Origin of the sequence: Stenotrophomonas lacuserhaii, assembly GCF_039674585.1 — a bacterium.
Taxonomy (GTDB): Bacteria; Pseudomonadota; Gammaproteobacteria; order Xanthomonadales; family Xanthomonadaceae; genus Stenotrophomonas; species Stenotrophomonas pennii_A.
In genome coordinates this window covers 1-24,550 of record NZ_JBDJNU010000015.1, presented here as the reverse complement: position 1 = coordinate 24,550, position 24,550 = coordinate 1, and the positions used below count along the sequence as shown (strand labels likewise).

The 24,550-nt window shown below is 67.9% G+C and carries 20 protein-coding genes and 1 pseudogene; 10 read left to right on the top strand and 11 right to left on the bottom strand.

Annotated features, from left to right (window positions below; genetic code table 11):
- Positions 1 to 85: 85 nt before the first annotated feature.
- Entirely contained in the window at positions 86 to 1,339 is a 1,254-nt protein-coding gene (locus ABE522_RS08150) for a flavohemoglobin expression-modulating QEGLA motif protein (RefSeq protein ID WP_346591249.1), read from the bottom strand.
- A gap of 93 nt (positions 1,340 to 1,432) precedes the next feature.
- The gene (rsgA, locus tag ABE522_RS08145) at positions 1,433 to 2,530 is read right to left on the bottom strand and encodes a ribosome small subunit-dependent GTPase A (protein ID WP_346591248.1); all 1,098 of its coding nucleotides are present in this window, start codon (positions 2,528 to 2,530) and stop codon (positions 1,433 to 1,435) included.
- Positions 2,531 to 2,652: 122 nt separating this feature from the next.
- Here rsgA and ABE522_RS08140 point away from each other — a divergent pair, with 122 nt between their 5' ends.
- From ABE522_RS08140 to ABE522_RS08130, 3 genes are read left to right on the top strand one after another with little or no spacing between them, the layout of a single operon-like run.
- Positions 2,653 to 3,930, top strand: a complete 1,278-nt coding sequence (locus ABE522_RS08140; RefSeq protein ID WP_346591247.1) for a pyridoxal phosphate-dependent aminotransferase — start codon at positions 2,653 to 2,655, stop codon at positions 3,928 to 3,930.
- Positions 3,931 to 3,935: 5 nt separating this feature from the next.
- Complete coding sequence (locus tag ABE522_RS08135) at positions 3,936 to 4,547, top strand: SGNH/GDSL hydrolase family protein (protein ID WP_346591246.1); 612 nt, start codon at positions 3,936 to 3,938, stop codon at positions 4,545 to 4,547.
- A gap of 4 nt (positions 4,548 to 4,551) precedes the next feature.
- Complete coding sequence (locus ABE522_RS08130) at positions 4,552 to 5,280, top strand: methyltransferase domain-containing protein (RefSeq protein ID WP_346591245.1); 729 nt, start codon at positions 4,552 to 4,554, stop codon at positions 5,278 to 5,280.
- Between the two features lie 9 nt (positions 5,281 to 5,289).
- On the opposite strand, the gene ABE522_RS08125 is transcribed toward ABE522_RS08130, so the two are convergent.
- Entirely contained in the window at positions 5,290 to 6,072 is a 783-nt protein-coding gene (locus tag ABE522_RS08125) for a polysaccharide deacetylase family protein (protein ID WP_346591244.1), read from the bottom strand.
- A gap of 59 nt (positions 6,073 to 6,131) precedes the next feature.
- Here ABE522_RS08125 and grxD point away from each other — a divergent pair, with 59 nt between their 5' ends.
- On the top strand, positions 6,132 to 7,058 hold the full coding sequence (gene grxD, locus ABE522_RS08120) for a Grx4 family monothiol glutaredoxin (RefSeq protein ID WP_042613684.1): 927 nt from the start codon (positions 6,132 to 6,134) through the stop codon (positions 7,056 to 7,058).
- A 72-nt stretch (positions 7,059 to 7,130) separates the two neighbouring features.
- Here grxD and ABE522_RS08115 read toward each other — a convergent pair whose 3' ends face one another.
- From ABE522_RS08115 to ABE522_RS08105, 3 genes are all read right to left on the bottom strand, one after another.
- Positions 7,131 to 7,670 (bottom strand): DUF924 family protein, encoded by a 540-nt coding sequence (locus tag ABE522_RS08115; RefSeq protein ID WP_346591243.1) that lies wholly within the window; start codon positions 7,668 to 7,670, stop codon positions 7,131 to 7,133.
- A 44-nt stretch (positions 7,671 to 7,714) separates the two neighbouring features.
- Positions 7,715 to 8,491 carry an AMP nucleosidase gene (locus tag ABE522_RS08110; protein WP_101098963.1) on the bottom strand — a complete coding sequence of 259 codons (777 nt, stop codon included), beginning with the start codon at positions 8,489 to 8,491 and terminating at the stop codon, positions 7,715 to 7,717.
- A 128-nt stretch (positions 8,492 to 8,619) separates the two neighbouring features.
- Positions 8,620 to 12,009 carry an autotransporter domain-containing protein gene (locus ABE522_RS08105; protein ID WP_406846324.1) on the bottom strand — a complete coding sequence of 1,130 codons (3,390 nt, stop codon included), beginning with the start codon at positions 12,007 to 12,009 and terminating at the stop codon, positions 8,620 to 8,622.
- A 241-nt stretch (positions 12,010 to 12,250) separates the two neighbouring features.
- Here ABE522_RS08105 and ABE522_RS08100 point away from each other — a divergent pair, with 241 nt between their 5' ends.
- The 5 genes from ABE522_RS08100 to ABE522_RS08080 all read left to right on the top strand — a co-directional run bounded on the left by ABE522_RS08100 (position 12,251) and on the right by ABE522_RS08080 (position 17,397).
- Positions 12,251 to 13,654, top strand: coding sequence for an amidohydrolase (locus ABE522_RS08100; protein WP_346591241.1), 1,404 nt, complete (start codon positions 12,251 to 12,253; stop codon positions 13,652 to 13,654).
- Entirely contained in the window at positions 13,654 to 14,907 is a 1,254-nt protein-coding gene (locus ABE522_RS08095; RefSeq protein WP_346591240.1) for an amidohydrolase family protein, read from the top strand. Before ABE522_RS08100 ends, ABE522_RS08095 begins: the two co-directional genes overlap by 1 nt.
- A 156-nt stretch (positions 14,908 to 15,063) precedes the next feature.
- Positions 15,064 to 16,005, top strand: a complete 942-nt coding sequence (locus ABE522_RS08090; RefSeq protein ID WP_182657704.1) for a DegV family protein — start codon at positions 15,064 to 15,066, stop codon at positions 16,003 to 16,005.
- Positions 16,006 to 16,072: 67 nt separating this feature from the next.
- Complete coding sequence (locus ABE522_RS08085) at positions 16,073 to 16,417, top strand: hypothetical protein (protein WP_346591239.1); 345 nt, start codon at positions 16,073 to 16,075, stop codon at positions 16,415 to 16,417.
- Positions 16,418 to 16,536: 119 nt separating this feature from the next.
- Complete coding sequence (locus tag ABE522_RS08080; protein ID WP_191769659.1) at positions 16,537 to 17,397, top strand: PA4780 family RIO1-like protein kinase; 861 nt, start codon at positions 16,537 to 16,539, stop codon at positions 17,395 to 17,397.
- 100 nt (positions 17,398 to 17,497) lie between these two features.
- Here ABE522_RS08080 and fghA read toward each other — a convergent pair.
- From fghA to ABE522_RS08055, 5 genes and pseudogenes are all read right to left on the bottom strand, one after another.
- Positions 17,498 to 18,304 (bottom strand): annotated as a pseudogene (gene fghA, locus ABE522_RS08075) (S-formylglutathione hydrolase); the annotation flags it as partial.
- Between the two features lie 14 nt (positions 18,305 to 18,318).
- Positions 18,319 to 19,428, bottom strand: a complete 1,110-nt coding sequence (locus tag ABE522_RS08070) for an S-(hydroxymethyl)glutathione dehydrogenase/class III alcohol dehydrogenase (protein ID WP_346591238.1) — start codon at positions 19,426 to 19,428, stop codon at positions 18,319 to 18,321.
- A gap of 90 nt (positions 19,429 to 19,518) precedes the next feature.
- On the bottom strand, positions 19,519 to 19,794 hold the full coding sequence (locus tag ABE522_RS08065; protein ID WP_346591237.1) for a metal/formaldehyde-sensitive transcriptional repressor: 276 nt from the start codon (positions 19,792 to 19,794) through the stop codon (positions 19,519 to 19,521).
- 79 nt (positions 19,795 to 19,873) lie between these two features.
- Positions 19,874 to 21,778 carry a pyridoxal phosphate-dependent decarboxylase family protein gene (locus ABE522_RS08060; protein ID WP_346591236.1) on the bottom strand — a complete coding sequence of 635 codons (1,905 nt, stop codon included), beginning with the start codon at positions 21,776 to 21,778 and terminating at the stop codon, positions 19,874 to 19,876.
- A 380-nt stretch (positions 21,779 to 22,158) separates the two neighbouring features.
- Positions 22,159 to 23,046: a LysR family transcriptional regulator gene (locus ABE522_RS08055; RefSeq protein ID WP_346591235.1), complete on the bottom strand. Its 888-nt coding sequence runs from the start codon at positions 23,044 to 23,046 to the stop codon at positions 22,159 to 22,161.
- A 106-nt stretch (positions 23,047 to 23,152) separates the two neighbouring features.
- On the opposite strand from ABE522_RS08055, the gene ABE522_RS08050 reads away from it, so the two are divergent.
- Complete coding sequence (locus ABE522_RS08050; RefSeq protein ID WP_346591234.1) at positions 23,153 to 24,205, top strand: NAD(P)-dependent alcohol dehydrogenase; 1,053 nt, start codon at positions 23,153 to 23,155, stop codon at positions 24,203 to 24,205.
- Positions 24,206 to 24,550: the final 345 nt, after the last annotated feature.

Here is a 24,550-nt window from a genome sequence, read left to right as displayed (position 1 = left end):
GTCCTGCATGACCCACCCACCCGTCGCCAACACGCAGCCTGCTGTCAAACGCCCGCCACGAGAGGGTCCCACCCGTTCGACCGGGTCACTCCGGTGACAGCTGATCCATCCGTATCCGATTGGCGAACAGCGAAAACGCCAGCATCCCCGCCAGCCCATTGGCCCGGCTCACCCAGTGCGGCAGCCAGCGCGGCGGCTGCAGTATCCCCGCCTCGAACAACGGCGCGAAGGTGATCGCATCGGTCAGCGTCATCTTGCCGGCGAACAACCACCGGCATACCTGCAGGCGGTCTTCGGCCAACATGTGGCGGAAGAACGTATGCACCGATACCAGCCCACGCAGGTACACCGTGTCCTTGGTGAAGGCCATGCCGCCGCTGGGCGGAACGCCGCGGAACACGCGCTGGGCCGAAGCGAAGCTCTCCTCCAGGTTCTGCCCGGCGTCGCAGAAATAGCGGAACACCTCGATGAAGTCTGCGCCCTCGCGGGCCATCGCAATGGCTTCGGTGCGCAGGCTGATGCGCTTCAGCCGTTCGATGTCGATGCTGCCGGTGATCTGCTCGGCGAACGTGGCCAGGCCTTCCTGGGTGGCGGTGACACGCGGCGATGACAACGCCAGGCTCGGCAGGACGTGCTGCTCCCTGCCGTTCAACGCGGTGAGCGAGTGCACCAGGGCTTCGTGATGGAACAGCTGCGCACGGTCATAGGCGCTGAAACGGGCACTGGTGCGCAGGCGGATGCGGGCCGGCCCGGCGGCGGCCTTGGACACCAGCCCGGGGTCCAGCTGCACCTGGATGATGCGCGCTTCAAAGAACGCGTCCAGGTCGCCCTGCAACTGCAGCTGCAGCGCGGTAGCCGAGACCGGGACCTGCTCTTCCGGGGCCAGCAGTTCGTGGTCCAGTTCGGCGGCGATCTGGATAAAATGGCGCGCGGCATCGCGCGTGCTGGGCCCGTTGCCGGGCAGCGGCTGCTCGGGCGAACCGAACAACTGCACCGAACACGCATCCACCGCGGCGGTGCCCAACCCTTCCAGCAACTGCGCGGCCAGGTCCCAGCTCTGCGCGGACTGTTGCACGTAACGGCCCAGCGGATGGTCGGCATCGCATTCGGCGGTCAGCGCCGCCAACCCACGGCGCGCGTCGCTGAAATCAAGTTTCGGGTAGTCCACCTGGGGCAGCTGCGGCTGGCCACGCGCCACGCCGGCCAGGAACGGGGACTGCAGCGCCGCCGGCCAACTGGTCAGTCCCAGCAGCCGGATCCCACCGACGGCCTCGACCAGCCGCGCGTCCAGCGCGGCATGGTGGGCCACTTCATGGTCTAGCGTCGCGCCTGGATCCATGGGCCAACTATAGCCTGAGGCGGTAACGGCGTGACGACCAACGGTCGTCACCCACAAGATGGCCGTCACCCACAAGACGGCCAGCGGCCGTCACTACCGGCGGCGCGGCGCCTTGCCTGCGCCACGACGGGCCGCGGTGCGGCGCTCCTGCGCGGTCTCGGCCTGGCGCACGGCAAGCTTGGCGGCGGCGGCGGCGACTTCTTCCTTCAGCTTGAAGTAATTCAGCACGCGGGTTTCTTCGATCTCGCCTTCTTCGATCGCCGCACGCACTGCGCAACCCGGTTCCTGCTGGTGCAGGCAGTTGCGGAACCGGCACTGTGCCGCCAGCGCTTCGATATCGGCAAAACCGCCTTCGGCCAGCGTTTCCTCGCCGGTCGGCTTGAGTTCGCGCATGCCAGGCGTGTCGATCAGGCAGGCGCCCATCGGCAACGGCATCAGCGCGCGGTGCGTGGTGGTATGGCGGCCGCGCGAATCATTCGACCGCACCGTGTTGGTCTTCATCCGCTGCTCGCCGAGCAGCGTGTTGGTCAGGGTCGACTTGCCCGCGCCCGAAGAGCCCACCAGCACCACGGTATGCCCCGCGCCCAGCCATGGATGCAGGGTGGCCACGCTGGCAGGATCCAGTCCGTTGACGGCCCGCAGCGCGATGCCCTGCGCCTTCAGTTCTTCCAGCACCGCCAGTGCGTCTTCGGTGTACTCGGTCTGGTCGGCCTTGGTCAGCACCACCACCGGCTCGGCGCCGCCCCCGCCCACCAGCAGCAGGTAGCGCTCGATCCGCCGCGGATTGAAGTCGGCATCCAGGCCGCAGACGATGAACACCGTATCCACGTTGGCCGCGATCACCTGCTGGTGGTAATGCTCCCCGGCCGCGCCACGCTTGATCGAGGTGCGCCGCGGCAGCAGCGCGACGATGCGCACGCCCTCAAGCAGCACCCAGTCGCCCACCGCGGGACGCTCATGGCTGGGAAAGCGCGGGCGCTGCCATTCCGGCAGGGATTCCGCCTTGATCGAGGCGTCCGGTCCATCCGCCACCACGTAATGCGTGCGGTGCTGTTCGATCACCCGCGCAGGGCGCGCCAACGGATGGGTGGCCATCGCAGCCTGCCAGTCCGCCTGCTCGGCGTCGGCGGGTGGGCCGGGCCATGGCCAGCCAATGGTCTGCAGCGCGGGATAATCAGGGGTATCGGTCATCGTCCGCATTCTACCGGCAGCAGGCCCTGCGGGTGCGCTGTGCCTGGCGGGGAGGCGCTTGCCATGCGCTGCAGCAATTCAGCTAGTATGGGCCCTCCATGCCCATCGACGGCCCGTTTGCCATGTCCACCCCCACGCCCAAGCCCCTGGCCATCCGTGAGCGCCTTTCCGAAGTGCGCTACGAGATCCGAGGAGAGCTGGCGCGGCGAGCGCGGGAACTGGAGGCGCAGGGCCGCACGCTGATCAAGCTGAACATCGGCAACCCCGGCAACTTCGGCTTCCGCGCGCCGGAACACCTGCAGCGCGCCATCGCCGATGACATGGGCCGCACCGATCCCTACACCCACCAGCAGGGCCTGCCGGAAGCGCGCGAGGCGATCGCCGCGGCCTACGCCCGCCGCGGTGCACCGGACGCCCACCCGGACCGGGTGTTCATCGGCAACGGGGTCAGCGAACTGATCGACCTGTCGCTGCGGGCGCTGCTCAATCCCGGCGATGAAGTGCTGGTGCCCTCGCCGGACTACCCGCTGTGGTCGGCCGCGACCATCCTCAACGACGGCCGCCCGGTGTATTACCGCTGCGCCCCGGAAAATGGCTTCCAGCCGGACCCGAGCGAGATCGAAGCACTGGTGTCCACGCGTACCCGCGCCATCGTGCTGATCAACCCGAACAATCCCAGCGGTGCCAGTTACTCGCGCGAACTGCTCGAACGCATCGTCGCCATCGCGCGCAAGCACAACCTGCTGCTGATGGTCGATGAGATCTACGACCAGATCCTTTACGACGACGCGGTGTTCCAGCCGGTGGCACCGCTGGCGGGTGACCAGCCCTGCATCACCTTCAGCGGCCTGAGCAAGGTGCACCGTGCGTGCGGCTGGCGCGTGGGCTGGGCGATGCTGTCCGGCGAAGCCGAGCGGCTGGGCGAGTTCCGCGCCGCGATGGACCTGCTCAGCGCGCTGCGCCTGTGCGCCAACGTGCCCGGCCAGTACGCCATCGATGCGGCGGTCAACGGTCCCGATACGATCACCCCGCTGTGCAGCCCCGGCGGCCGCCTGTATGAGACCCGCCGCGCGGTGATCGAAGCCTGCGCGGCCAGCGAACACCTTTCGCTGGTGGCGCCGGCCGGCGCGCTGTACGCCTTCCCGGCGGTGGTCGGCGACGTGGCCAAGGGCCTGGACGACCACGATTTCGCGCTCGGCCTGATGAACGACGAAGGCGTGCTGGTGGTTCCCGGCTCCAGCTTCAACGTGCCCTACCGCCATCATTTCCGCGTGACCCTGCTGCCCGAAGCGACGGTGATGCGCGAGGTGTTCTCGCGGATCGACCGCGCGTTGGCACGCCGGGCCGAAGCCAACCGCAAGGTGGTGCCGCTGAAGCCGCGCCGCTCGGCCGTCGCCTGACTGTGATGGCACTCACCTGGCTGGCCTTGGGCGACTCCTACACCATCGGCGAAGGCGTTCCGGCGGAAGGCCGCTGGCCGCACCAGCTGGCGGTGTTGCTGCGCGCGCGCGGCATCGCGCTGCAGGACCCACGGACCATCGCCACCACCGGCTGGACCACCGATGAGCTGGACGCCGGCATCAACGCCGTTGCACCGGACGGTCCGTTCGACTTCGTCAGCCTGCTGATCGGGGTCAACAACCAATACCGCGGTCGGTCACTGCAGGAGTACCAGCAGCAGTTCAGCGCCCTGCTGCAGCGTGCGCTGGCGTTTGCCGGCGGCAGGCCGGCACGGGTGCTGGTGCTGTCCATCCCGGACTGGGGCGTTACGCCGTTCGCGCATGATCGCGACCACGCCGCCATTGCCGACGCGCTGGATGGCTACAACCATGCCGCGCAGGCGATCTGCAACGCGCTCGGAATCGCCTACGTGGACATCACCGATCTCTCGCGCCAGCACGGCGCGGAACCGTCGATGCTCGCAGACGACGGCCTGCATCCTTCGGCGCGGATGTATGCGCTGTGGGCGCAGCGGGCCCTGCCGCTGGCCGAGCGCCTGCTCGCGTCCGCCGCCTGAACTGGTGGCCGGCGCGCTGCCCACGGCGCATTCGCCGGCCTCTTCGCTGGACACCGCCGAGGCAACGGCCATCGCCCGCGCTTTCCTGCCGGAACGCAGCTGGGGTAATCGCAGCACCTACTACTACGTGCGCGCCAAGCTCGGCAGCGACCCGCTCTACAACGGCGTGCTGCAGGCCCTGCCGGACGATCACCTGCCGCTGCTCGACCTGGGCTGCGGGCTGGGCCTGCTGGGCCACGTCGCGCGCCTGCGCGGCCGAATGCAGCCCTACCTGGGCGTGGACCTGGACGCCGGCAAGATCGATCGCGGTGCGCGTGCGGTCCGCCGCGCGGCACTTCCCACCCTGGACCTGCGCCACCTGGACATCCAGCAGCCGCTGCCACGCCACAGCGGCCATGTAGCGGTGCTGGATGTGCTGCATTACCTGGACGCACACGCCCAGGCCAGCCTGCTGCAGGCGGCGGCCGCGCGCGTGGCGCCCGGCGGGACACTGGTACTGCGCAGTCCGCTGGATACCGGCGATGGCCGTGACCGCACCACGCGCCTGGCCGACCGGCTGGGCTGGCTGTCCGGCTGGATGCGCACCCGCCCACGCCACTATCCAACCGCCGGTGCGCTGCAACGGCTGCTCGACAAGGCCGGCCTGGTCGCCGAAGCGCCGCGCGCACTGCACGGGCGTACTCCCTTCAACAGTTGGCTGCTGGTGGCCACGCGCCCACCCGTGGCGCGCTGACCTCCCGCGTCAGGGGCCTGCCGGCAACCGCGCCTGCAGCCTGCGCTCGTGCAGCGCCTGCAGCACGCCTTCGATGATCTGCAGGTTGTGGCCGTGCCCGCTGCCTTCGTGCAGCAGCACGATCGCCCCCGGCTTCAGGTCCGGCAGCAGCCGCGCCAGCACCTGCGCGGGTGTGCAGTCCACCCCATCGAAGCCGCGCGCGCTCCAGCCCACCCGGGTCAGCCCCAGATGCCGCACCACCGGCCCCACGAACGGATTGGTCATGCCCACCACCGAGCGGTACCAGCGCGTGGGCCGCCCGGTGATCGCCTGCAGCGCCTGCTGGCAGTGGCCGATCTCGCGGGCCATGGCCACCGGGCCCAGCCGCCAGAAGCGGGCCTGCGGGTGGCTGTGGCTGTGATTGCCCACGTCATGGCCACGGCGGATCAGCTCGCGCACCAGCTCCGGATGGGCCAGCGCGCGCTCGCCCACCAGGAAGAAGGTCGCCTTGGCCTGGTAGCGGTCAAGCAGGTCCAGCACCGCGGGCGTATCCCTTCCGGGGCCGTCATCGATGGTCAGCCAGACCGCCTCGCCGGCCTCGGTCAGGCGGCTGGTGACCGGGGTGTAGAAGCGGCAGTTGGGCAGGAAGACCGGCAGCAGGAACAGCGCATGGCTGGCCAGCAGCAGGGCCAGTCCCCAGCCCCAGCCGGCAAGGATCCACACCGCCAGGGCCAGCAGCTGGGACAGCGCGAAGCCCAGCAGGGCGCGCCAGGGCCAGCGCGGGGGGCAATGCAGCGTTTCTACCGTGGTCATGCCCCATGATGCCACGGGGGGTAGAATCAGCGGTTCGATATCACCGGATTTCCACCGCCATGTCCCTCGATCCCGCCCTGCGTTCGCGCATCGAAACCCTCCTCGCCAACGACCGCGTCGTGCTGTTCATGAAGGGCCAGCCGTCCATGCCGCAGTGTGGCTTCTCGGCCAAGGCCGTCGGCGCACTACAGGACCTGGGCGTGGAGTTCGGCCACGTCAACGTGCTGGCCGACCAGGAGATCCGTGAAGGCATCAAGCAGTACGGCGACTGGCCGACCATCCCGCAGCTGTACATCGACGGCGAGCTGGTCGGTGGCAGCGACATCATCCTGCAGATGGCCTCCAGCGGTGAGCTGAGCAGCGTGCTCGGCCTGGCCGCCCCGGACCGCACGCCGCCGTCCATCACCGTGACCCCGGCCGCGGTGGAAATGCTCAAGGGTGCCCTGGCCGATTCGCCCGGCGCGGCCCTGCAGCTGGGCATCGATGCCCGCTTCCAGCCAAACTTCCAGCTGGCCCCGTTCGACGAGGGCGCGATCGCGGCCGAATCCAATGGCCTGCGCGTGCAGTTCGACCTGGCCAGCGCGCGGCGCGCCGACGGCATCACCATCGACTGGGTGGATGACATCCGCGGCAAGGGCCTGGCCATCGACAACCCGAACGCCCCCAAGGCCATCACCGAACTGTCGGTGCGCGATGCCGATGACCTGGTGCGTGCGGGCACCGTGCTGCTGGTGGACGTGCGTCCGTCCGAAGAGCGTTCGATCGCCGCCGTCGGCGTGCCGTTCAAGGTCTTCGATGGCAATGGCCGTGCCGAGCTGGAAGCCCTGCCGAAGGACACTGCGCTGGCCTTCCTGTGCCACCACGGCGGTCGCAGCGCGCAGGCGGCCGAACAGTTTCGTGCACTGGGCTTCACCAAGGTGCACAACGTGACCGGCGGCATCGATGCGTGGTCCGACGAGGTCGACAACGGCGTGCCGAAGTACTGATCCGGCGTTTCACGCAGTGCCGTAACGAACTGGAAAACGCCGGCCCATGCCGGCGTTTTCCGTTGCAGCGTCTCAACCCGCGAAGCCGCCCTCGGCCAGGAAATCCATTTCTTCCATCGTGGTCATCCGCCCCAGCACCGCATTGCGGTGCGGGAAGCGCCCGAAGCGCCGGATGATGTCCCGGTGCAGCTCGGCGAACTGCAGGTATTGCTTGTCGCCCAGCACGTCGAACATCGCCACCGAACGGTCCTGGTCCTGCAGCTCTTCGGAGTGTTCGAACGGCAGGTAGATGAACGCCCGCAGCTTGGGCAGCAGCTCCAGGTCCAGGCCCTCCTCCACGGCGCGCATCGCGTAGTGCCGGGCCAGCCCGTCGGTGGCGTACGCATGGGCGGTGCCGCGGAAGCAGTTGCGCGGGAACTGGTCCAGCAGCAGCATCAGCGCCAGCGCCCCTTCGGCGGTTGACAGCCAGTGCTCGCGGGCACGCGCCGCCGCCGCATGGTGTTCTTCCAGGAACAGCGTACGGAACCGCGCATCGAACGCGTCATCGCGGGCGAACCATTTCGCCGGCCCTGCCTCGTTCCAGAATGCCACCACCTGCGCTGCGGTCTGCATATCCTGCTCCATGGGCTGCATCGGGGCGCCCTGCCCATTGCCGGTCATTCGTCGAACCGCAGGTGGCGGACCGATTTGCCGTTGCGCCGGATCAGCCTCAGGGCCTCGATGCCGATCTGGATATGGTTGTCCACGAACTGCGAACTCACCTTGGCATCGGAGGCTTCGGTCTTCACCCCATCCGGGATCATCGGCTGGTCGGAGACCAGCAGCAAGGCCCCCGTCGGGATGTGGTTGGCAAAGCCCGCCGCGAACACCGTGGCGGTCTCCATGTCGATGGCCATGCAGCGCATGCTGCGCAGACGCTCCTTGAAGGCTTCATCGTGCTCCCATACACGCCGGTTGGTGGTGAACACGGTACCGGTCCAGTAGTCGTGGCCGAGGTCGCGGATCATCGTGCTGACCGCCCGCTGCAGCGCGAACGCCGGCAATGCCGGCACTTCCGGCGGCAGGTAATCGCTGGAGGTGCCTTCACCGCGGATCGCCGCGATGGGCAGCACCAGGTCGCCCAGCTGGTTCTTGCGCTTGAGCCCACCGCACTTGCCCAGGAACAACACCGCCTTGGGCATCACCGCGGACAGAAGGTCCATGATGATGGCCGCGTTCGGGCTGCCCATGCCGAAGTTGATCATGCTGATGCCATCGGCGGTGACGCTGGCCATCGGCCGGTCCAGGCCCACCACCGGTGCGCCGGTGAGCTGGGCGAAGGCATGCAGGTAGCCGCTGAAGTTGGTCAGCAGGATGTGCTGGCCAAACTGGTCCAGTGGCACGCCGGTGTAACGCGGCAGCCAGTTGTCGACGATGTCCTGCTTGGTCTTCATGTGGCGGTCTTCGCGAACGTCAGGGCACGATTCTGCGAGAGGCGCGGCACAGAGTCGAGCATCGCCGGTGCGGAAACAAAGAGGGCGACCCGCAGGCCGCCCTCCATCACGCACGGATCAGGCGTAGATCAGAACCGCACCGACCAGCGTGCGTTGACCCCATGGTCGCGGCTTTCATCGCCGAACTGGCCGTTGTAGCCCAGTTCCAGCTGCTGGCGCGGGCTCAACCAGGCCGACAGACCCAGCTCCGCCACCACCGCGCTGTCGGCGATCGGCGCGCCGCTGACGGCAAAGCTGCTGCCGCCCTCGAAGGCCAGCTGCGCCAGCCCATCGCGGTCACCGGAGGCGCGGCGATAGCCCACCCCGCCCACCACGTGCAGCCACGCGTCCTGCTGGAACGCCGCCTTCAGGCCCTTGTCGAAACGCACGCCGGCGGTGGCCACGGTGGTCGCGGTGTCGGCCACCCGGCCGGTCAATGCGGCTGCACCGCCCTGCTCGCGCACATCGTCCACGTCTACTTCGACACGGGCGAGCTGCAGGTACGGCTCCAGTCCGCCCTGGGTGCCGCCGAAACGGTAACCGGCTTCGATGAAGGCCTGCTTCGTCTTCGCGTCGTAGCTGGCATCCAGCGCGTCGCTGTAACCGGCGAAGGCCACCTGGCGGCTGCTGTCGATGTCATGCCGGCTGTAACCGAGGCCACCGCGCAGGCCGAATGCGCCCCAGCTGTGCCCGGCGTACAGGCCCACGTGGGTGTTGTCGATACGCGCCTTCGCCGAACGCCCCTGTGCCTGCTTCGTATCGGTGCGGCCGTTGCCCAGCAGCAGGCCGAGCTGCCAGCCGCCGATGTCATGATCGATGCCGACCAGCAAGCCGCTGGTGTTGGACCGGGTACGTGCCGTGTTGGCATCGCCATCCAGTTTGCCGCTGCCGCCGATCGCCTGCACCCACGCACCGGTGGCCTGGCTGGCGTCGTCCTGCGGCGAACGCGCGCCTACCGCACGGCTCAAAGCCGCATCACGCACGTAACGGCTGCTTTCCACCAGCGCCAGCGGCGTGGCGGCATGCAGTTCACCGCTCAGGCCATCCAACGCCGCACCGACCTGCTGCGGGAACAGCAGGGTCAACGGCTTCGGCAGGCCCTGGTCCACGCCAAGCGCATCGGCCGAACCGGCCACCGCGCGCTGGTTGGCGGTGGTCGCCGCACTGGCCAGCAATTGGCCACGGGTGACTTCGATGTTGATGCCATTGCTGCCGTAGCCCACGCCGAACTGCAGGAACGGCGAGAACGCGCTGAAGTCGGTGGTGGCGAACCGGCCCTGCACCCCGCCATCGGCCTGGATGACGTTGAACTGCTCGCCAAGGTAGTAGATGCCCGCTTCCGGCAGCGCCTTCAGCGTGCCATCCAGCGAGGCGCTGCCGCTGACGCGCAGCAGGTCGCTGCTGCCACCCGGCGACAGTTCTGCCAGGTAGACGCCGCTGGCGGTCTGCACGTAATCGCCATCGATGGTCAGCGTGCCGATCGAGTTGCCCGGCGCGATGATGCCGGCCACGCGCGTATCGCCCAGCGTACCGATGCCCTGCAGCAGGCCATTGGCCCCGACCACGGTGGATCCACCGGTCTGGGTGCCGTTGAAAGACAGCATGCCGCCGCTGATCGACAACGACGCCCCCTCCAGCAGCGCGCCTGCGGCGACCAGCCCGCTACCGCCGCGCACGTCCAGGTCGGTGTCCACCAGGCTGCCGTTCAAGCGCAGCTGCCCCCCCTGCACCACCACGGCGTCAGTCAGCGTGTTGACGCCGTCCAGCTCCAGGATGCCTTCGCGCAGCACGGCACCATGGAAGCTGTTGTCACCGCTCAGGCGCAGCCAGCCGCTGCCGGACTTGGTCAGCGCGCCGGGGCCGCCGATGTCGTTGCTCCAGTCATCCCACGCATCGCCTTCCCACACCTTCAGGCCGCCGGCCGCGGTGTTCATCACCACGTGGGTGTCCACCCGCAGCTGGCCATAGCCTTCGATGGCCTTTTCCAGGTTCACCAGGCCCCAGCCGTAGACATCGTCCACGCCTTCGGCGCCGAGGTCGGTGGCGGTGGTCAGCAGCACGTCGCGCACCTGCGCGTTGTCCAGGTACGGGAAACGTTCGAACAGCAGGCCCAGCGCGCCGGTGACATGCGGGGCCGCCATCGAGGTGCCGCTCATCTGTTCGTAGGTGTAGCTGGGCACGCGCTGCAGTACGTCCAGCAGCACGTTCTGGTTGTCATCGGTGGCCAGCTGGCCTTCCAGTCCTTCCGAACCGTACGAGGTGGAGATGATGTCGCTGCCCGGCGCGGCCAGGCACCAGTTCGCCGCCAGCCCGCAGCGGTGCGACAGGTCGCTCAGCTGCAGGTTCTGGTCGAGGTTCACCACGGCAAGCCAGTACGGTTCGATATCGGCGAAGGCGCGCGGCAGCGTGGCATACACGCCGGCCAACGGAGCTTCTTCCGGGCTGGGGTTGTAGTCGGCGGAGTTGCCGGCTGCCCACACCTGGATCATGCCGGCCTGGCGCGAGCCTTCGGCGAAGATGTCCAGGTAGGCGCGGTCGCCTTCGTGGTTGTAGATCTCGTCGAATTCCTCGACGGTTTCCGGCTCGCTGCCCAGGCCCCAGCTGTGGTTGATCGCACGCACGCCCTGGGCGTTCATCTGCGAATACATGCTGGCGAAGGCATCTTCGCTCGGCCCCACCTGCGGGAACACAGCGCCTTGGCGGTAGTAATTGTCCGATCCCAGGTACCACTCGACATAGCTGTCGAAGAACAGCTTGGCGGCAGCCAGGTCCGCGCCGAAGGCCACGCCATGCATGCCGCTGCCATCGCGGTTGGCGGCGATGGTGCCCGATACATGCGTGCCATGCGTGTTGAAGGTCAGGCCGTACGGCGCACCGGCACCGATCAGGAAGGCGATGTCTTCCTCGGTCAGGCCGTAATCGAAGCCGATGGCCTCCAGCGCCACCACGTCACCGTCACTGGCGAAGCAGGCGTCCGGGCCCCACAACGCGTTGACGTTGCTGCACGAGGTGCCATCGGGCAGCAGGTCGGCGATGCGGATGCTGCTGTGGTTCTTGCCGGCGAACTCGTCGTGCGCCAACCCGCTGCCACTGTCGAACACGCCCAGCCGGATCCCCTGGCCGGTCAAGCCGCGCGCATAGGCGGCGTCGGCGTTCATCGTCGCCAGGCCCCAATCGACCTGGAATTCTCCGGTCTGCCAGCTTTCGCGGTTGCCGGCCGCGCCCATTACCGGGGCGGTTTCAGCAGCCGATGCCAGCGCGGTTGCGGTCGAACGTGCAACGCTGGCCGAAGGCACAGACGCGGCCGCCGCCTGTACGCTGCGCAGCTGCTGGTAGCGGTCCAGCTGCGCATCCTGCGGCTGCGCCAGTACAGGCATCGCGGTGGCCAACAGCAAGGATCCGGCGATGGCCGAAGCAAGCAGCGAAGGAAGGGGGCGGCGCGACGAAGAAGAAGTACGGAACAACATGCTACGGGTCATGGTTGGATCTATTCCTTGATTACGTGGTTCATCCTGGGCGCGCGCGGCCATTGCAGCTCGCGGCGACCCACACGGCGGACAGCGCGTGGCGCCATCGCTCCCCGAGATTACCGCAAATACGCAGGCGCGCTTTCACCGTCGCGCCACGCACGGTGGCAACGCCAGGCCGAAGGCCACTTGGCAAGCAGGGCGATACTCGGCTAGCGTCAGCGGCCTGCACCACCATGCTCACGGGGACTCCATGCACAACCTGCTGCGCGCCGGCATCGGCCTGGCGCTGCTGTCGCTGGCCGCTGCGCCGGCCATCGCTGCTTCGCGCTTCATCCAGGATCCGTATCCCAGCACCTACCAGCCACGCAGCAGCGAGGCCGTGCTGATCCACAACGCCACCGTGCTGACCGGCACCGGGCAGCGGCTGGACGATGCGGACGTGCTGCTGCGTGACGGAAAAGTGGTTGAGGTCGGCCGTGCCCTGCAGGCGGCCAGCGACGTGCGCCGCATCGACGCGCACGGGCGCTGGGTGACCCCCGGCCTGATCGACGTGCACTCGCACCTGGGCGTGTATCCCAGCCCCGGCGTCAGCGCGCACAGCGACGGCAACGAGATGACCGCCCCGGTGACCGCCAACGTCTGGGCCGAACATTCGGTGTGGCCGCAGGATCCCGGTTTCGCCGAGGCGCTGGCCGGCGGGGTGACCAGCATGCAGGTGCTGCCCGGTTCGGCCAACCTGGTCGGCGGCCGCGGCGTGGTGCTCAAGAACGTCCCCACCACCACTTACCAGGCGATGAAATTCCCCGGTGCGCCGTGGGGGCTGAAGATGGCCTGCGGCGAGAATCCCAAGCGCGTGTACGGCGGCAAGGGCACCGCGCCGGGCACCCGGATGGGCAACGTGGCCGGCTACCGCGCCGCCTTCATCGATGCCAGCGAATACATCGCCAAGAACACCGCCAAGCCGGCCAAGCGCAAGCGCTGGTTCGGCGGCGACAAGGAAGACAGCAGCGGCGACAGCGGCGGCAAGCGCGACCTGAAACTGGACACGCTGGCCGGCGCGATCCAGGGCGACATCCGCGTGCACATCCACTGCTACCGCGCCGACGAGATGGCCACCATGCTCGACCTGGCCGATGAGTTCGGGTTCAGGATCGCCGCGTTCCACCACGGCGTGGAAGCCTACAAGCTGGCCGACCGGCTGGCCCAGGAAGGCGTCTGCGGCGCCCTGTGGGCCGACTGGTGGGGCTTCAAGATGGAAGCTTTCGACGGCATCCAGGAGAACATCGCGCTGGTCGATCGCCCCGCCAACAGCTGCGCCATCGTGCATTCGGACTCCCCTGAAGGCATCCAGCGCCTGAACCAGGAAGCGGCCAAGGTGATCGCCGCCGCGCGCCGCGCCGACATGCCGGCGATCGCGCCGGAACGCGCCATCACCTGGATGACCGCCAATGCGGCCAAGGCGCTCGGCATCGAAGGCAAGACCGGCACCCTGGAAGCGGGCAAGAATGCCGACGTGGTGGTGTGGAACGGCAACCCCTTCAGTTCCTATGCGCTGGCCGACCAGGTCTTCATCGACGGCCATCAGTACTACGACCGGGCCGATCCGCGCAGCAAACCGGTGTCTGATTTCCGTCTCGGCCAGGAGCTGCGCTGATGATCCGTGCACGCATCAAGACCGCGCACGTCCTCGCCCTGCTGCTGGGCCTGGCCGCGCTGCCCGCCGCCGCGCAGGACCTGCTGATCCGCAATGCGACCGTGCATACCGCCAGCGCGCGCGGCAGCCTGCCCAATGCCGATGTGCTGGTGCGCGGCGGCGTCATCCAGGCCGTCGGCAGCGGCCTTGCCGCACCGGCCGGCGTGGCGGTGGTGGAGGCCGAGGGCCGTCCGCTGACGCCCGCGCTGTTCGGCGGCATCACCGAAATCGGCATCGAGGAAGTATCCGGCGAAGAGAGCACGGTGGACAGCACGCTGACCCTCGGCGAGCAGCCGTTGCGGCCGGAGTTCGACGTCACCCTGGCCTACAACCCGGCCTCGATCCTGGTTCCGGTGGCACGCGTGGAAGGCATCGGCTTCACCGCGCTGGGCGCGCACACCGGCGGTGGTTTCATCGCCGGCCAGGGCGGCGTGATCCGGCTGGATGGCAGTGCCGATCCGATCGGTCCGCGCGCCCTGTACCTGCGGCTGGGATCGGCCGCGGCAGAGCTGACCGGCAAGTCCCGCGCTGCCCAGTGGATGCTGCTGCAGCAGGCCGTCGACGAGGCCCGTGGCCGCGTCGGCAGTGATTCCCCGCATGCCCTGCTCACCCCCGCCGGCCGGCGCACGCTGGCCGACTACCTGGCCGGCAAGGGCCGCATCATCATCGAAGTGGACCGTGCCGCGGACATCCGCCAGCTGCTGCGCTGGTCGGCACGCGAGAACGTCAAGATCGCCATCGCCGGCGGCGCCGAGGCCTGGCAATTGGCACCCGGACTGGCCCAGGCCCGCGTGCCGGTGTTCGTCGATGCGCTGGGCAACCTGCCGACCACCTTCGACCAGATCGGCGCGACCCTGGAAAATGCCGCCCGCCTGCGCAAGGCCGGAGTGGAGGTCAGCTTCACCCAGGGCGGCGATGCCTCGCACAACGCGCGCAAGGTGCGCCAGCTGGCGGGCAACGCGGTGGCGCATGGCTTGCCGTGGGCCGACGGACTGGCCGGCCTGACCCGGGTACCGGCGCAGGCGCTGGGCGTGGGCGACCGCATCGGCAGCATCGAACCGGGCAAGCTGGCCGACCTGGTGCTGTGGGAAGGCGATCCGCTGGACGTGGCGCACTATGCCGAACACGTGTGGCTGGGCGGACGCGCAATGCCGATGCGTTCGCGCCAGACCGAACTGCGCGACCGTTACCTGCCGCGCACGGCGCAGCCCTGACCTGCCCAGGCCCCGGGCCCCAAGGACACCACCCGCCCGGCTGCGGTGCACCGCAGCCGCTGGGCACCGGGACGCCGATGGCACGCGCGGAATTCCCAAAAGTGCGATACGTTTCACGCTTATGAAGCGGTAAACGCGCCTGGAGGGGGCCTGCGAATGCGCATCGGAATCGTCGTTGACTCGGCCTGCGACCTGCCGCAGGACTTCATCACCCAGCACAACATCGTCCTGCTGCCGATCACGGTGCGGATCGGCGAAGCCATCCTCGCCGACCATCGTGACGAACAGGCCACGCTCAGCTTCCTGCATGCCCACGTGGCCGAGAACGGCGCGGAGGCGGAGACCATCCCCTTCAGCGTCCAGCAGATCCGCGACCTGTTCCTGCAGCGCCTGGTGATCGATTACGACCATGTGTTCTGCATGACCATCACCAAGACCCGCAGCCCGATCCACGACAACGCGCTGCAGGCCAGCTTCGCCATCCTCAACGACTACAAACCGGTGCGCCAGGCGGCCGGCTTCAATTCGCCGTTCGCGCTGCGGGTGATCGACACCCAGAACCTGTTCGCCGCCCAGGCCGTGACCGCCGTGGAAGCGGTGCGGCTGCGCGACAGCGGCGCCAGCGTGCAGCAGATCCGCGAGCGGCTGGAGGAACTGGCCGGCAACGTGCACGGCTACATGATCACCCGCGACCTGTATTACATGCGCGCCCGCGCCCGCCACAAAGGGGATCGCAGCGTCGGCCTGATCAGCGCCGCGCTGGGCAGTGCACTGGACATCAAGCCGGTGCTGCACGGCTACCGCGGCGAGACCGGCCCGGTGGCCAAGATCAAGGGTTTCGACAACGCGGTGACCAAGCTGTTCGAGGTGGTCGGCCAGCGCGTACGCGCCGGGTTGATGACCCCGGCGGTATGCCTGAGCTACGGCGGCGAACTGGACGAACTGCGCGCCCTGCCCGGCTACGATGCGCTGCGCCAGGTCTGCAGCGACCACGGCGTGGCGGTGCTGGAAACGGTGATGAGCCTGACCGGCATGGTCAACGTGGGCAAGGGGGCATTGACGGTCGGTTTCGCCGATGGACCGCACCGCTTCGAATGAGTAGCCTGCGGCGGTCCTGCACGCACCGTGCACCGGCCGCCTGCAACGCTTGCACCCTTGAACGGAGATGCCCATGACCACGTACTACATCAGCCTGCCGGACCCGGCCAAGGCCCGCGGCAGCGATGCCGAACTTGCTTTCACCGCCCATGGTGCCGATGGCTTCGCCGAGCAGCTGCAGGCAGCCCTTGCCAACCCGACGCTGTTCGAGAAGTGGAAGGCCAAGCAGTCCGATCCGGACGCGGTGCCCGAACAGTGGGGCGTCACCGACCCCGCCGCCAGCGTGACCGGCAGCCAGGACGACCTGCAGATCAAGCTTGAAGCCCGCACCACGATCAAGGGCGAGATCCTTAAGGAACGCCTGCGCCTGCTCGCCGGCCCGCACTGGACCCTGCACGACGTCCGCTCGTAACGCCGCGCCATGCCCGGCGGCTTGCGCAGGAAGGGGCAGGTGGCCGCCGGGTCAGGAAGGTGCGAAAATCACCCCCCTTTCAGGCCCGCCGTTGGCGCCGGCCGTCCCACCGAGGTTATGTGAAGACCCCCCAAGGCCTGCAGGCGCTGATCGACGACGGCGTGATCGATGAAGTGCTGCGCCCACTCAAGAGTGGCAAGGAAGCGGCTGTGTACGTGGTACGCAGCGGCGACGATGTGCGTTGCGCGAAGGTTTACAAGGACATGGCACAGCGCAGCTTCCAGCAGCGCGTGCAGTACCAGGAAGGCCGCAAGGTCCGTGGCAGCCGCGAAGCCCGTGCCGTGGGCAAGGCCAGCAAGTACGGCCGCAAGCAGCAGGAAACCGCCTGGAAGAACACCGAAGTGGACGCGCTGTACCAGCTGCGCGACGCCGGTGTCCGCGTGCCCGAGCCGCATGGCTACTACCACGGCGTGCTGGTGATGGAACTGGTCACCGATGCCGAAGGCTTCTCCGCCCCGCGGTTGGGCGAAGTGGAACTGGCGCCGGACCAGGCACGCGATTACCACCAGGTGCTGGTACGCCAGGTCGTGCGCATGCTGTGCTGCGGCCTGATCCACGGCGATCTGTCACCGTACAACGTGCTGGTGGACCCGGAGGGTCCGGTGGTGATCGACTTCCCGCAGGTGGTCAGTGCCGCAGGCAACAATGCCGCACGCAGCATGCTGCTGCGCGACGTCAACAATCTCACCGCCTACCTGGGTCGTTTTGCCCCGGAGCTGCTCGACACCTGGTACGGCGAAGAGATGTGGGCGCTGTTCGAAGCCGGTGACCTGCTGCCCGACTCGCCGCTGACCGGCACCTTCGTCCACGATGAAACCACCATCGACCTGGACAGCGTCCGCCACGCCATCAACGATGCGCGCGAAGAAGCGCTGATCCGCCAGCAGGGTCGCGAAGCCGCCGAAGAGAACGACGACTGACCCGCTGGAGCAAAAAGGGGACGGAGGGGATTAAGTCGTGTGTTGCAGGGTTGCGCCAGAAAAGACATAATACACACCGTACCCATTTTTTATTGGGGGGGTGGGCGGTGTGGTCGCCGATGAAGCTGGCGATGAAGTAATAGCTGTGGTCGTACCCGGGTTGCAGGCGCAGCTGCAGCGGGTGGCCCGTCGCCTCGCATGCGGCCTGCAGGCGCTGCGGCTGCAGTTGCCCGCCAAGGAACTCATCGGCGTCGCCCTGGTCGACCAGCAGCGGCAGGCGCTCGGTCGCGGTGGCCACCAGTTCGGTGGCATCCCACTGCGCCCACGCGCTGCGATCAGTGCCCAGGTAGGCAGTGAACGCCTTCTCGCCCCACGGCACCTGGCTGGGCGCCACGATCGGTGAGAACGCCGACACGCTGCGGTAGCGGCCGGGGTTGCGCAGCGCCAGCACCAGCGCGCCGTGACCGCCCATCGAATGACCGCTGATGCCACGTGCATCGGTTGCCGGGAAATGCGCTTCGATCAACGCCGGCAGCTCATCGACAATGTAGTCGTGCATGCGGTAGTGGCGCGCCCACGGCTCCTGCGTGGCATTGAGATAGAACCCCGCGCCCTTGCCCAGGTCGTAGCCTTCCGCATCGGCCACGTCATCGCCGCGCGGACTGGTGTCCGGCGCGACCAGGATGATGCCGTGCTCGGCGGCGTAGCGCTGTGCACCAGCCTTGGTGATGAAGTTCTGCTCGTTGCAGGTCAGCCCGCTCAGCCAGTACAGCACCGGCAGCTTCTGCGTGGCGGCCTGCGGTGGCAGGTAGACCGCGAACTTCATCTCGCAGCCGAGCACCTCCGAACGGTGCTGGTAGACGTCCTGCCAGCCGCCGGAACAGGCGCGGTGTTCAATGCGTTGCATGCTGTGTCCCCCGATCAGAAATGCACGACCGAACGGATCGACTTGCCTTCATGCATCAGGTCGAAGGCTTCGTTGATCTTTTCCAGTTCCATGGTGTGGGTGACGAACGGCGCCAGTTCGATATCGCCCTTCATCGCATCTTCGACCATGCCCGGCAGCTGGCTGCGTCCCTTTACCCCGCCGAACGCGCTGCCCTTCCAGGTACGGCCGGTGACCAGCTGGAACGGACGGGTGGAGATCTCCTTGCCGGCACCGGCCACGCCGATCACCACCGACTGGCCCCAGCCACGGTGCGCGCATTCCAGTGCGGCGCGCATCACGTTGACGTTGCCGATGCACTCGAAGCTGTGGTCCACGCCCCAGCCGGTCATTTCCACGACCACCTGCTGGATCGGCGCCTCGTGCTCGCTCGGGTTGACGCAGTCGGTGGCACCGAACTCACGCGCCAGTTCGAACTTGGACGGGTTGGTGTCGATGGCGATGATGCGGCCGGCCTTGGCCTGGCGCGCGCCCTGGATCACCGCCAGGCCGATGCCGCCCAGCCCGAACACCGCCACGCTGTCGCCTTCCTGTACCTTCGCCGTGTTGTGTACCGCACCGATACCGGTGGTGACGCCGCAGCCGAGCAGGCAGACGTGTTCCGGATTGGCTTCGGGATTGATCCTGGCCAGCGACACTTCGGCCACCACGGTGTATTCGCTGAAGGTCGAACAGCCCATGTAGTGGTAGATCGGCTCGCCGTTGTAGCTGAAGCGGGTGGTGCCGTCGGGCATCACGCCCTTGCCCTGGGTGGCACGCACCGCCACGCACAGGTTGGTCTTGCCACTCTTGCAGAACAGGCATTCACCGCACTCGGCGGTGTACAGCGGAATCACGTGGTCGCCCGGCTGCACGCTGGTCACGCCCTCGCCCACTTCCACCACGATGCCGGCGCCTTCATGGCCCAGCACGGCCGGGAACAGGCCTTCCGGGTCATCACCGGACAAGGTGAACGCATCGGTGTGGCAGACGCCGGTGTGGGTGATCTTGACCAGCACCTCGCCCTTCTTCGGCGGGGCGACGTCGATCTCGACGATCTTCAGCGGCTGGCCAGGACCAAAGGCTACGGCGGCGCGGGACTTCATGATGGGATTCTCCAGGGGACGGGAAGGACAAGGGTAGGCAGGCGCGTGTTGCGCGCATGTTGACGAGCGCCCGCACGCGGCGGGCACGGCTCATTTCAGGTAGGAACGGATCAGCGCGCCCATATCGCGCACGCGCTCGGCACGCTGCGCGTCGGAGGCTGCGGGCTGGCCGAATTCCTCGCGCAGGTGCGCCTCCATGACTTCGGACATCAGCCCGTTCACCGCACCGCGGATGGCCGCGATCTGCTGCAGCACCGGACCGCACTCCGCGCCGGATTCCAGCGCGCGGTCCAACGCATCGCACTGGCCGCGGATGCGCCGCACACGGGCCAGGACTTTCTTTTTTTCTTCAGCGGAGTGCGGCATCGGGCAGCGGCCATGGAACTATACTGGGGCACAGTATATTCACGGCCGCCGCAGCGGTCCAGCCCGGGTCATGGCAGGATCACCGCCGGCCCGCCGCCAGCTCCCGCACCAGCGCCTCCAGATGCACGAAGTACTGCGTGATGGGATTGCCCACCTCCCCTGCAGCATCGGCATGCAGCAGGAAGGGGTTCATCAGCGAGTGGCGCAGGATGGACAGGCTGCCCACGCTGCCGGCCTCGCCGCCGTCCAGGCCGAGCTGGCGCAGGATGCGCTGCATGTCCCGCCGGCCCACCGCCTGCTCGCGCAGACAGGTGCTGGAAGCGAGGAAGGCCGGGCAGCGGCCATTTCCCGCCGGATCAGGCCTGAGCCGATCATGGAGCTGCTGCACGAAGCGGTTGGCCGCATCGATGCAGCGATTGCCCTGCGGGTTCAACGCAAGGCACACCAGGTTGCTGTCCGGCTCGCAGGGCACCAGCACTTCGGCCACGTCGCGAACGCGTTCGGCGAAGTCCGTCGCCTGGCGGGTGAAAAACTCGGCGGCCAGGATGGTGCGACGTGCCAGCACCCCGAAATGGGCATGGTCCAGCGGCAGCACGCGCTGGCTGACATAGGCCGCCGCAGCCATCGACCCCGGACGCGAGCCCTCCGGGGTGAACTGCCCCACGCGCGCGTACTGACCGAGGTAGCCGGCCGCGGGGTCACCGGCGAACACGTAGTCGGCCTGTTCGGCCAGCAAGGGCATCGCGCGGTTGTCACGGCAGACGAAGGCGCCTGCGCCGCATGCCAGGTAGCCCAGTTTGTGCGGATCCACGGTGGCCGAATCTGCCCGGGCCAGGCCTTCGAACGCCCGGTAGACATAGGGTTGCGGGAAGTCACGATACTCTGCGCGCATTTCCTGCAACGACCGCAACGCCCCGCTTTCATGGCGGAATACGCTGGCAAGATAGCCGCCCCATGCCGCATCGACGTGCACGCCGAAGCCCAGCCCTGCGCGGGTCGAGCGATCACGCGCATCGCATATCGCCTCCACCGGGTCGATGCTGCCGTACTCGGTGCTGCCCAGCACGGCCACGACCATCAGCACCGGCTGCCGCGTGCGCGCGCAGTCGCGTAGTGCTTCGTCCAGGGCCTCGATGTCCAGCCGCATGCCCTGGGTGTGCAGCAGCCGCAGTTGCGCCTTCCCCAGGCCGACCAGCTTCATGCCCTTGTTCCAGGAGTAATGGACGGTCGACGACGCCAGTACCTGCGGAACGCGAAGCGTGGGATGGCGAGCGAAGAATTCGTTCAACCCCAGTGTTTCGACCTGCTGCTGGCCGACCCGGGCCCGCCACCGCAGGCGGTCAGCGGGTGGGAGCGCGGCGATCCACGCCTGCCATTGCTGGAACAGCGTGATGCCGGCGGCAGGATCGCAGTTGAACGCCGCATCGTCGTCCACCGGCAGGGGAATCTCCGGCACCTTGGCAGCGCGCAGCGCCACCGGCCAGGCCTTCAGTGACATGGCCAGGCGCAGCGCCTGGTAGTTGGCGGTAGTGCCGCCGGAGGTCAGGTGGCCGAAGGCACAGCCGGGCTGCCTGACATCGTGGGGCCAGCCGAGCATGCGGGCCAATTGCAGGCCGACCTCCATTTCCATGCGCATGGTGACCGCGCCGGAGTCCGTGTTGATGTTGTTGGGGTCGTAAGGCAGCGTCAGCATCTGCGCCAACAGGCCGGGCAGCAGCAGGTCCGATGACATGTGGCCGATGTAGCGTGGGCTGTGGAAAGGCACCGAATCCTTCAGTGCATGGGACAGTGCGCTGAGCTCTTCGAACATGCGCTTCTGCAGTTGCCGGTATTTCGGCGACGCCGCGCGCGGGGCCGGCACGGGCCCGTCGCCGTGCGGGTGCAGGCCGCGACGCCACTCGACATGATCGCGGAAGAAGTCGTAAAGCAGCTCCTGGATGAACCCGTCGTTGTCCGCGAAGGGCCCGAGAAAACAGGCCGCCATGGGATCCTGCGTCGAGCGCAGCGCTGGCCTGGCGGGAAGTCCGGGGGTGGCGGCAGGCCACGCTTGGGTAAGTACGGCAGGATTGAAAGCTCGTGATTGCATGCGGGTATACACCTTGGCCGTGGCAGAAGAGTGCTGCCGCGGCAACGCAGGCGGTTGGCGCCTGCTTCATGGCGGGTGCGCGTGCAGCAGCCCGATCCTGCGTCGCCTGGCCGATGGGAATTGCAGGGAATCCGCCCGGCCGGGCATCCGGATTTCCGGCGATGGCCCGCTCGTGGTCGATACGCGTCACCGCGTGTGCGGCAGCGCCCCGCGCGTACCCGCCCTGCAGACGGCCGGCGCAGGGTCGAATCCGGATGCGGGCGGCGCGATGGCGCCATTCACGTCCCGCGCAGCAGGTCCACGAACGCCCTCAGCGCCGAGGTCATCTGGCGCTGCCGCGGGTAATACAGCACGAATCCCGGGAACGGCGGGCTCCAGTCTTCCAGCATGCTGACCAGCTGCCCGGACGCCAACCATGGTCGCGCGGCATCTTCCAGCACGTAGGCGATGCCCAATCCGTCCAGCACAGCGCGCACGATGGTGGTCTGCTCGCTCAAGGTGATCCGGCCCTGGACGTCGATCTCCAGCGTTTCATCGCCACGTTCGAACTGCCACTTGTACAGATGACCACTGGCGAAGCGGAAGCGAACGCACTGGTGGCGCAGCAGGTCACGCGGGTGCTGCGGGGTTTCGTGGCGCGCCAGGTAGGCGGGCGAGGCCACGATCATGCCGCGCAGGAACGGCCCCAGCGGCACGGCCACCATGTCTTCGGGCACGAACTCGTGCAGGCGCACACCGGCATCGAAGCCTTCGGCGACGATGTCCACCAGCCCGTCGTTCTCGGTTACCTCGATGCGCACGTCCGGATGCGCGCGCAGGAAATCTGCCAGCCGCGGGCTGAGCTGGGTCGGCACCGCAGCGCGGGCCGCGTTGATCCGCAGCAAGCCGGCCGGCGTGGCGCGGAACTGGTTCATTTCCTCCAGTGCGTCACTCACCTGCCCCAGTGCCGGCTGCAGCCGCTCCATCAGCCGCTGCCCGGCCTCGGTCAGCGAAACGCTGCGCGTGGTGCGGTGGAACAGGCCCACGCCCAGCCGTTCTTCCAGCGCGCGGATGGCATAGCTGACCGCCGACGTGGACAACGCCAGTTCGGCACCGGCGCGGCGGAAGCTGCGATGACGCGCCACGGCGGCAAACGCCGCGAGATGGGTGAGGTTATCCGTCGCCATTATCCTGTCCGCCTTGATGAATCATCCCGATCAACGGCCTATGTGGGGCGTCGCCGCCGGCGTATTGTAAAACGCCTTTCCATAAACCCTTGCCAAGGATTCCCCCATGTCCCTCGCCAAAGCCTATGCCGCGCATTCCAACACGGCGCCGCTGGTTCCGTTCACCTTCGAGCGCCGCGCCGTCGGCGCCGGCGATGTCCGCATCGAGATCCTGTACAGCGGCATCTGCCACTCCGACCTGCACCAGGCCCGCGATGACTGGGGCGGCGCCAAGTACCCGATGGTTCCCGGCCACGAGATCATCGGCAAGGTGGTCGAAGTCGGCGCCGACGTCACCACGCTGAAGGTCGGCGACTTTGCCGGCGTCGGCTGCATGGTTGATTCCTGCCGCCACTGCGAAGCCTGCAGCGATGACCTGGAGCAGTACTGCGCCGAAGGCGCGACGTTCACCTACAACGGCACCGACCGCCACACCGGCGAGCCCACCCAGGGCGGCTATTCCGATCACATCGTGGTGGAGCAGCGCTTCGTGGTGAAAGTGTCCGAGACGCTGGACCTGAAGGCCGCCGCCCCGTTGCTGTGCGCCGGCATCACCACCTATTCGCCGCTGAAGCACTTCAAGGTCGGCCCGGGCCAGAAGGTCGGCGTGATCGGTCTGGGCGGCCTTGGCCACATGGGCGTGAAGTTCGCCAAGGCACTCGGCGCCCACGTGGTGATGATCACCACGACCCCGGAAAAGGGCGCCGATGCCACCCGCCTGGGCGCCGATGAGGTGCTGGTCTCGCGTGAATCAGAGCAGATGAAGGCCCATGCCGGCAGCTTCGACTTCCTTCTCAACACCATCCCGGTCGGGCATGACACCAACCCGTACATGGGCCTGCTCAAGCGCGACGCCACCATGTGCCTGGTGGGCGTGCTGACCGAACTCGACCCGCCGCTGACCGGCGTGAGCGTGATCTTCGGCCGCAAGCACCTGACCGGTTCTGCGATCGGTGGCATGGCGGAGACCCAGGAAATGATGGATTTCTGCGCCGAGCACGGCATCGTCAGCGACGTGGAAGTGATCAACATCCAGGACGTCAACGAAGCCTGGGAGCGCATGGCGAAGAATGACGTGCGCTACCGCTTCGTGATCGACATGGCCTCGATCAAGGGCTGATCAGGCAGGCGAACGGCGCGGCCCCTCGTGGTGGGTCGCGTAGAGCCTGGTCTCTGGTTTGGGCCGGGCGGTGAGACTGGCCGGGGGACGGCAGAAGCCGCATCCATGCGGGCCTCGTTTCGCGGGTTCACGACATCGCATTCGCGCTGTCGCTCCCACGCTGTGCTGCGCAAACCGTGGGCCCCTCCTCACCAGCACCCACACCCCGCCGCTTCGCGGCCGCCCCTGACCCAGGGGCTCCCTCCACCCGACGCGCCACGGGGATCTCCGGTAGCGGCGGCCCAAGGGCGGCGGAATTTTAACGCCAACCGCCCCCAGCGCAAGCCGCCCCAGGGGCGGGGCGAA

Bases quoted from the DNA above. Each gene is read 5' to 3' on its own strand.
- ABE522_RS08150 (WP_346591249.1), bottom strand. From the start codon at position 1,339: ATGGATCCAGGCGCGACGCTAGACCATGAAGTGGCCCACCATGCCGCG.
- rsgA (WP_346591248.1), bottom strand. From the start codon at position 2,530: ATGACCGATACCCCTGATTATCCCGCGCTGCAGACCATTGGCTGGCCA.
- ABE522_RS08140 (WP_346591247.1), top strand. From the start codon at position 2,653: ATGTCCACCCCCACGCCCAAGCCCCTGGCCATCCGTGAGCGCCTTTCC.
- ABE522_RS08135 (WP_346591246.1), top strand. From the start codon at position 3,936: ATGGCACTCACCTGGCTGGCCTTGGGCGACTCCTACACCATCGGCGAA.
- ABE522_RS08125 (WP_346591244.1), bottom strand. From the start codon at position 6,072: ATGACCACGGTAGAAACGCTGCATTGCCCCCCGCGCTGGCCCTGGCGC.
- grxD (WP_042613684.1), top strand. From the start codon at position 6,132: ATGTCCCTCGATCCCGCCCTGCGTTCGCGCATCGAAACCCTCCTCGCC.
- ABE522_RS08115 (WP_346591243.1), bottom strand. From the start codon at position 7,670: ATGCAGACCGCAGCGCAGGTGGTGGCATTCTGGAACGAGGCAGGGCCG.
- ABE522_RS08110 (WP_101098963.1), bottom strand. From the start codon at position 8,491: ATGAAGACCAAGCAGGACATCGTCGACAACTGGCTGCCGCGTTACACC.
- ABE522_RS08105 (WP_406846324.1), bottom strand. From the start codon at position 12,009: ATGACCCGTAGCATGTTGTTCCGTACTTCTTCTTCGTCGCGCCGCCCC.
- ABE522_RS08100 (WP_346591241.1), top strand. From the start codon at position 12,251: ATGCACAACCTGCTGCGCGCCGGCATCGGCCTGGCGCTGCTGTCGCTG.
- ABE522_RS08095 (WP_346591240.1), top strand. From the start codon at position 13,654: ATGATCCGTGCACGCATCAAGACCGCGCACGTCCTCGCCCTGCTGCTG.
- ABE522_RS08090 (WP_182657704.1), top strand. From the start codon at position 15,064: ATGCGCATCGGAATCGTCGTTGACTCGGCCTGCGACCTGCCGCAGGAC.
- ABE522_RS08085 (WP_346591239.1), top strand. From the start codon at position 16,073: ATGCCCATGACCACGTACTACATCAGCCTGCCGGACCCGGCCAAGGCC.
- ABE522_RS08070 (WP_346591238.1), bottom strand. From the start codon at position 19,428: ATGAAGTCCCGCGCCGCCGTAGCCTTTGGTCCTGGCCAGCCGCTGAAG.
- ABE522_RS08065 (WP_346591237.1), bottom strand. From the start codon at position 19,794: ATGCCGCACTCCGCTGAAGAAAAAAAGAAAGTCCTGGCCCGTGTGCGG.
- ABE522_RS08060 (WP_346591236.1), bottom strand. From the start codon at position 21,778: ATGGCGGCCTGTTTTCTCGGGCCCTTCGCGGACAACGACGGGTTCATC.
- ABE522_RS08055 (WP_346591235.1), bottom strand. From the start codon at position 23,046: ATGGCGACGGATAACCTCACCCATCTCGCGGCGTTTGCCGCCGTGGCG.
- ABE522_RS08050 (WP_346591234.1), top strand. From the start codon at position 23,153: ATGTCCCTCGCCAAAGCCTATGCCGCGCATTCCAACACGGCGCCGCTG.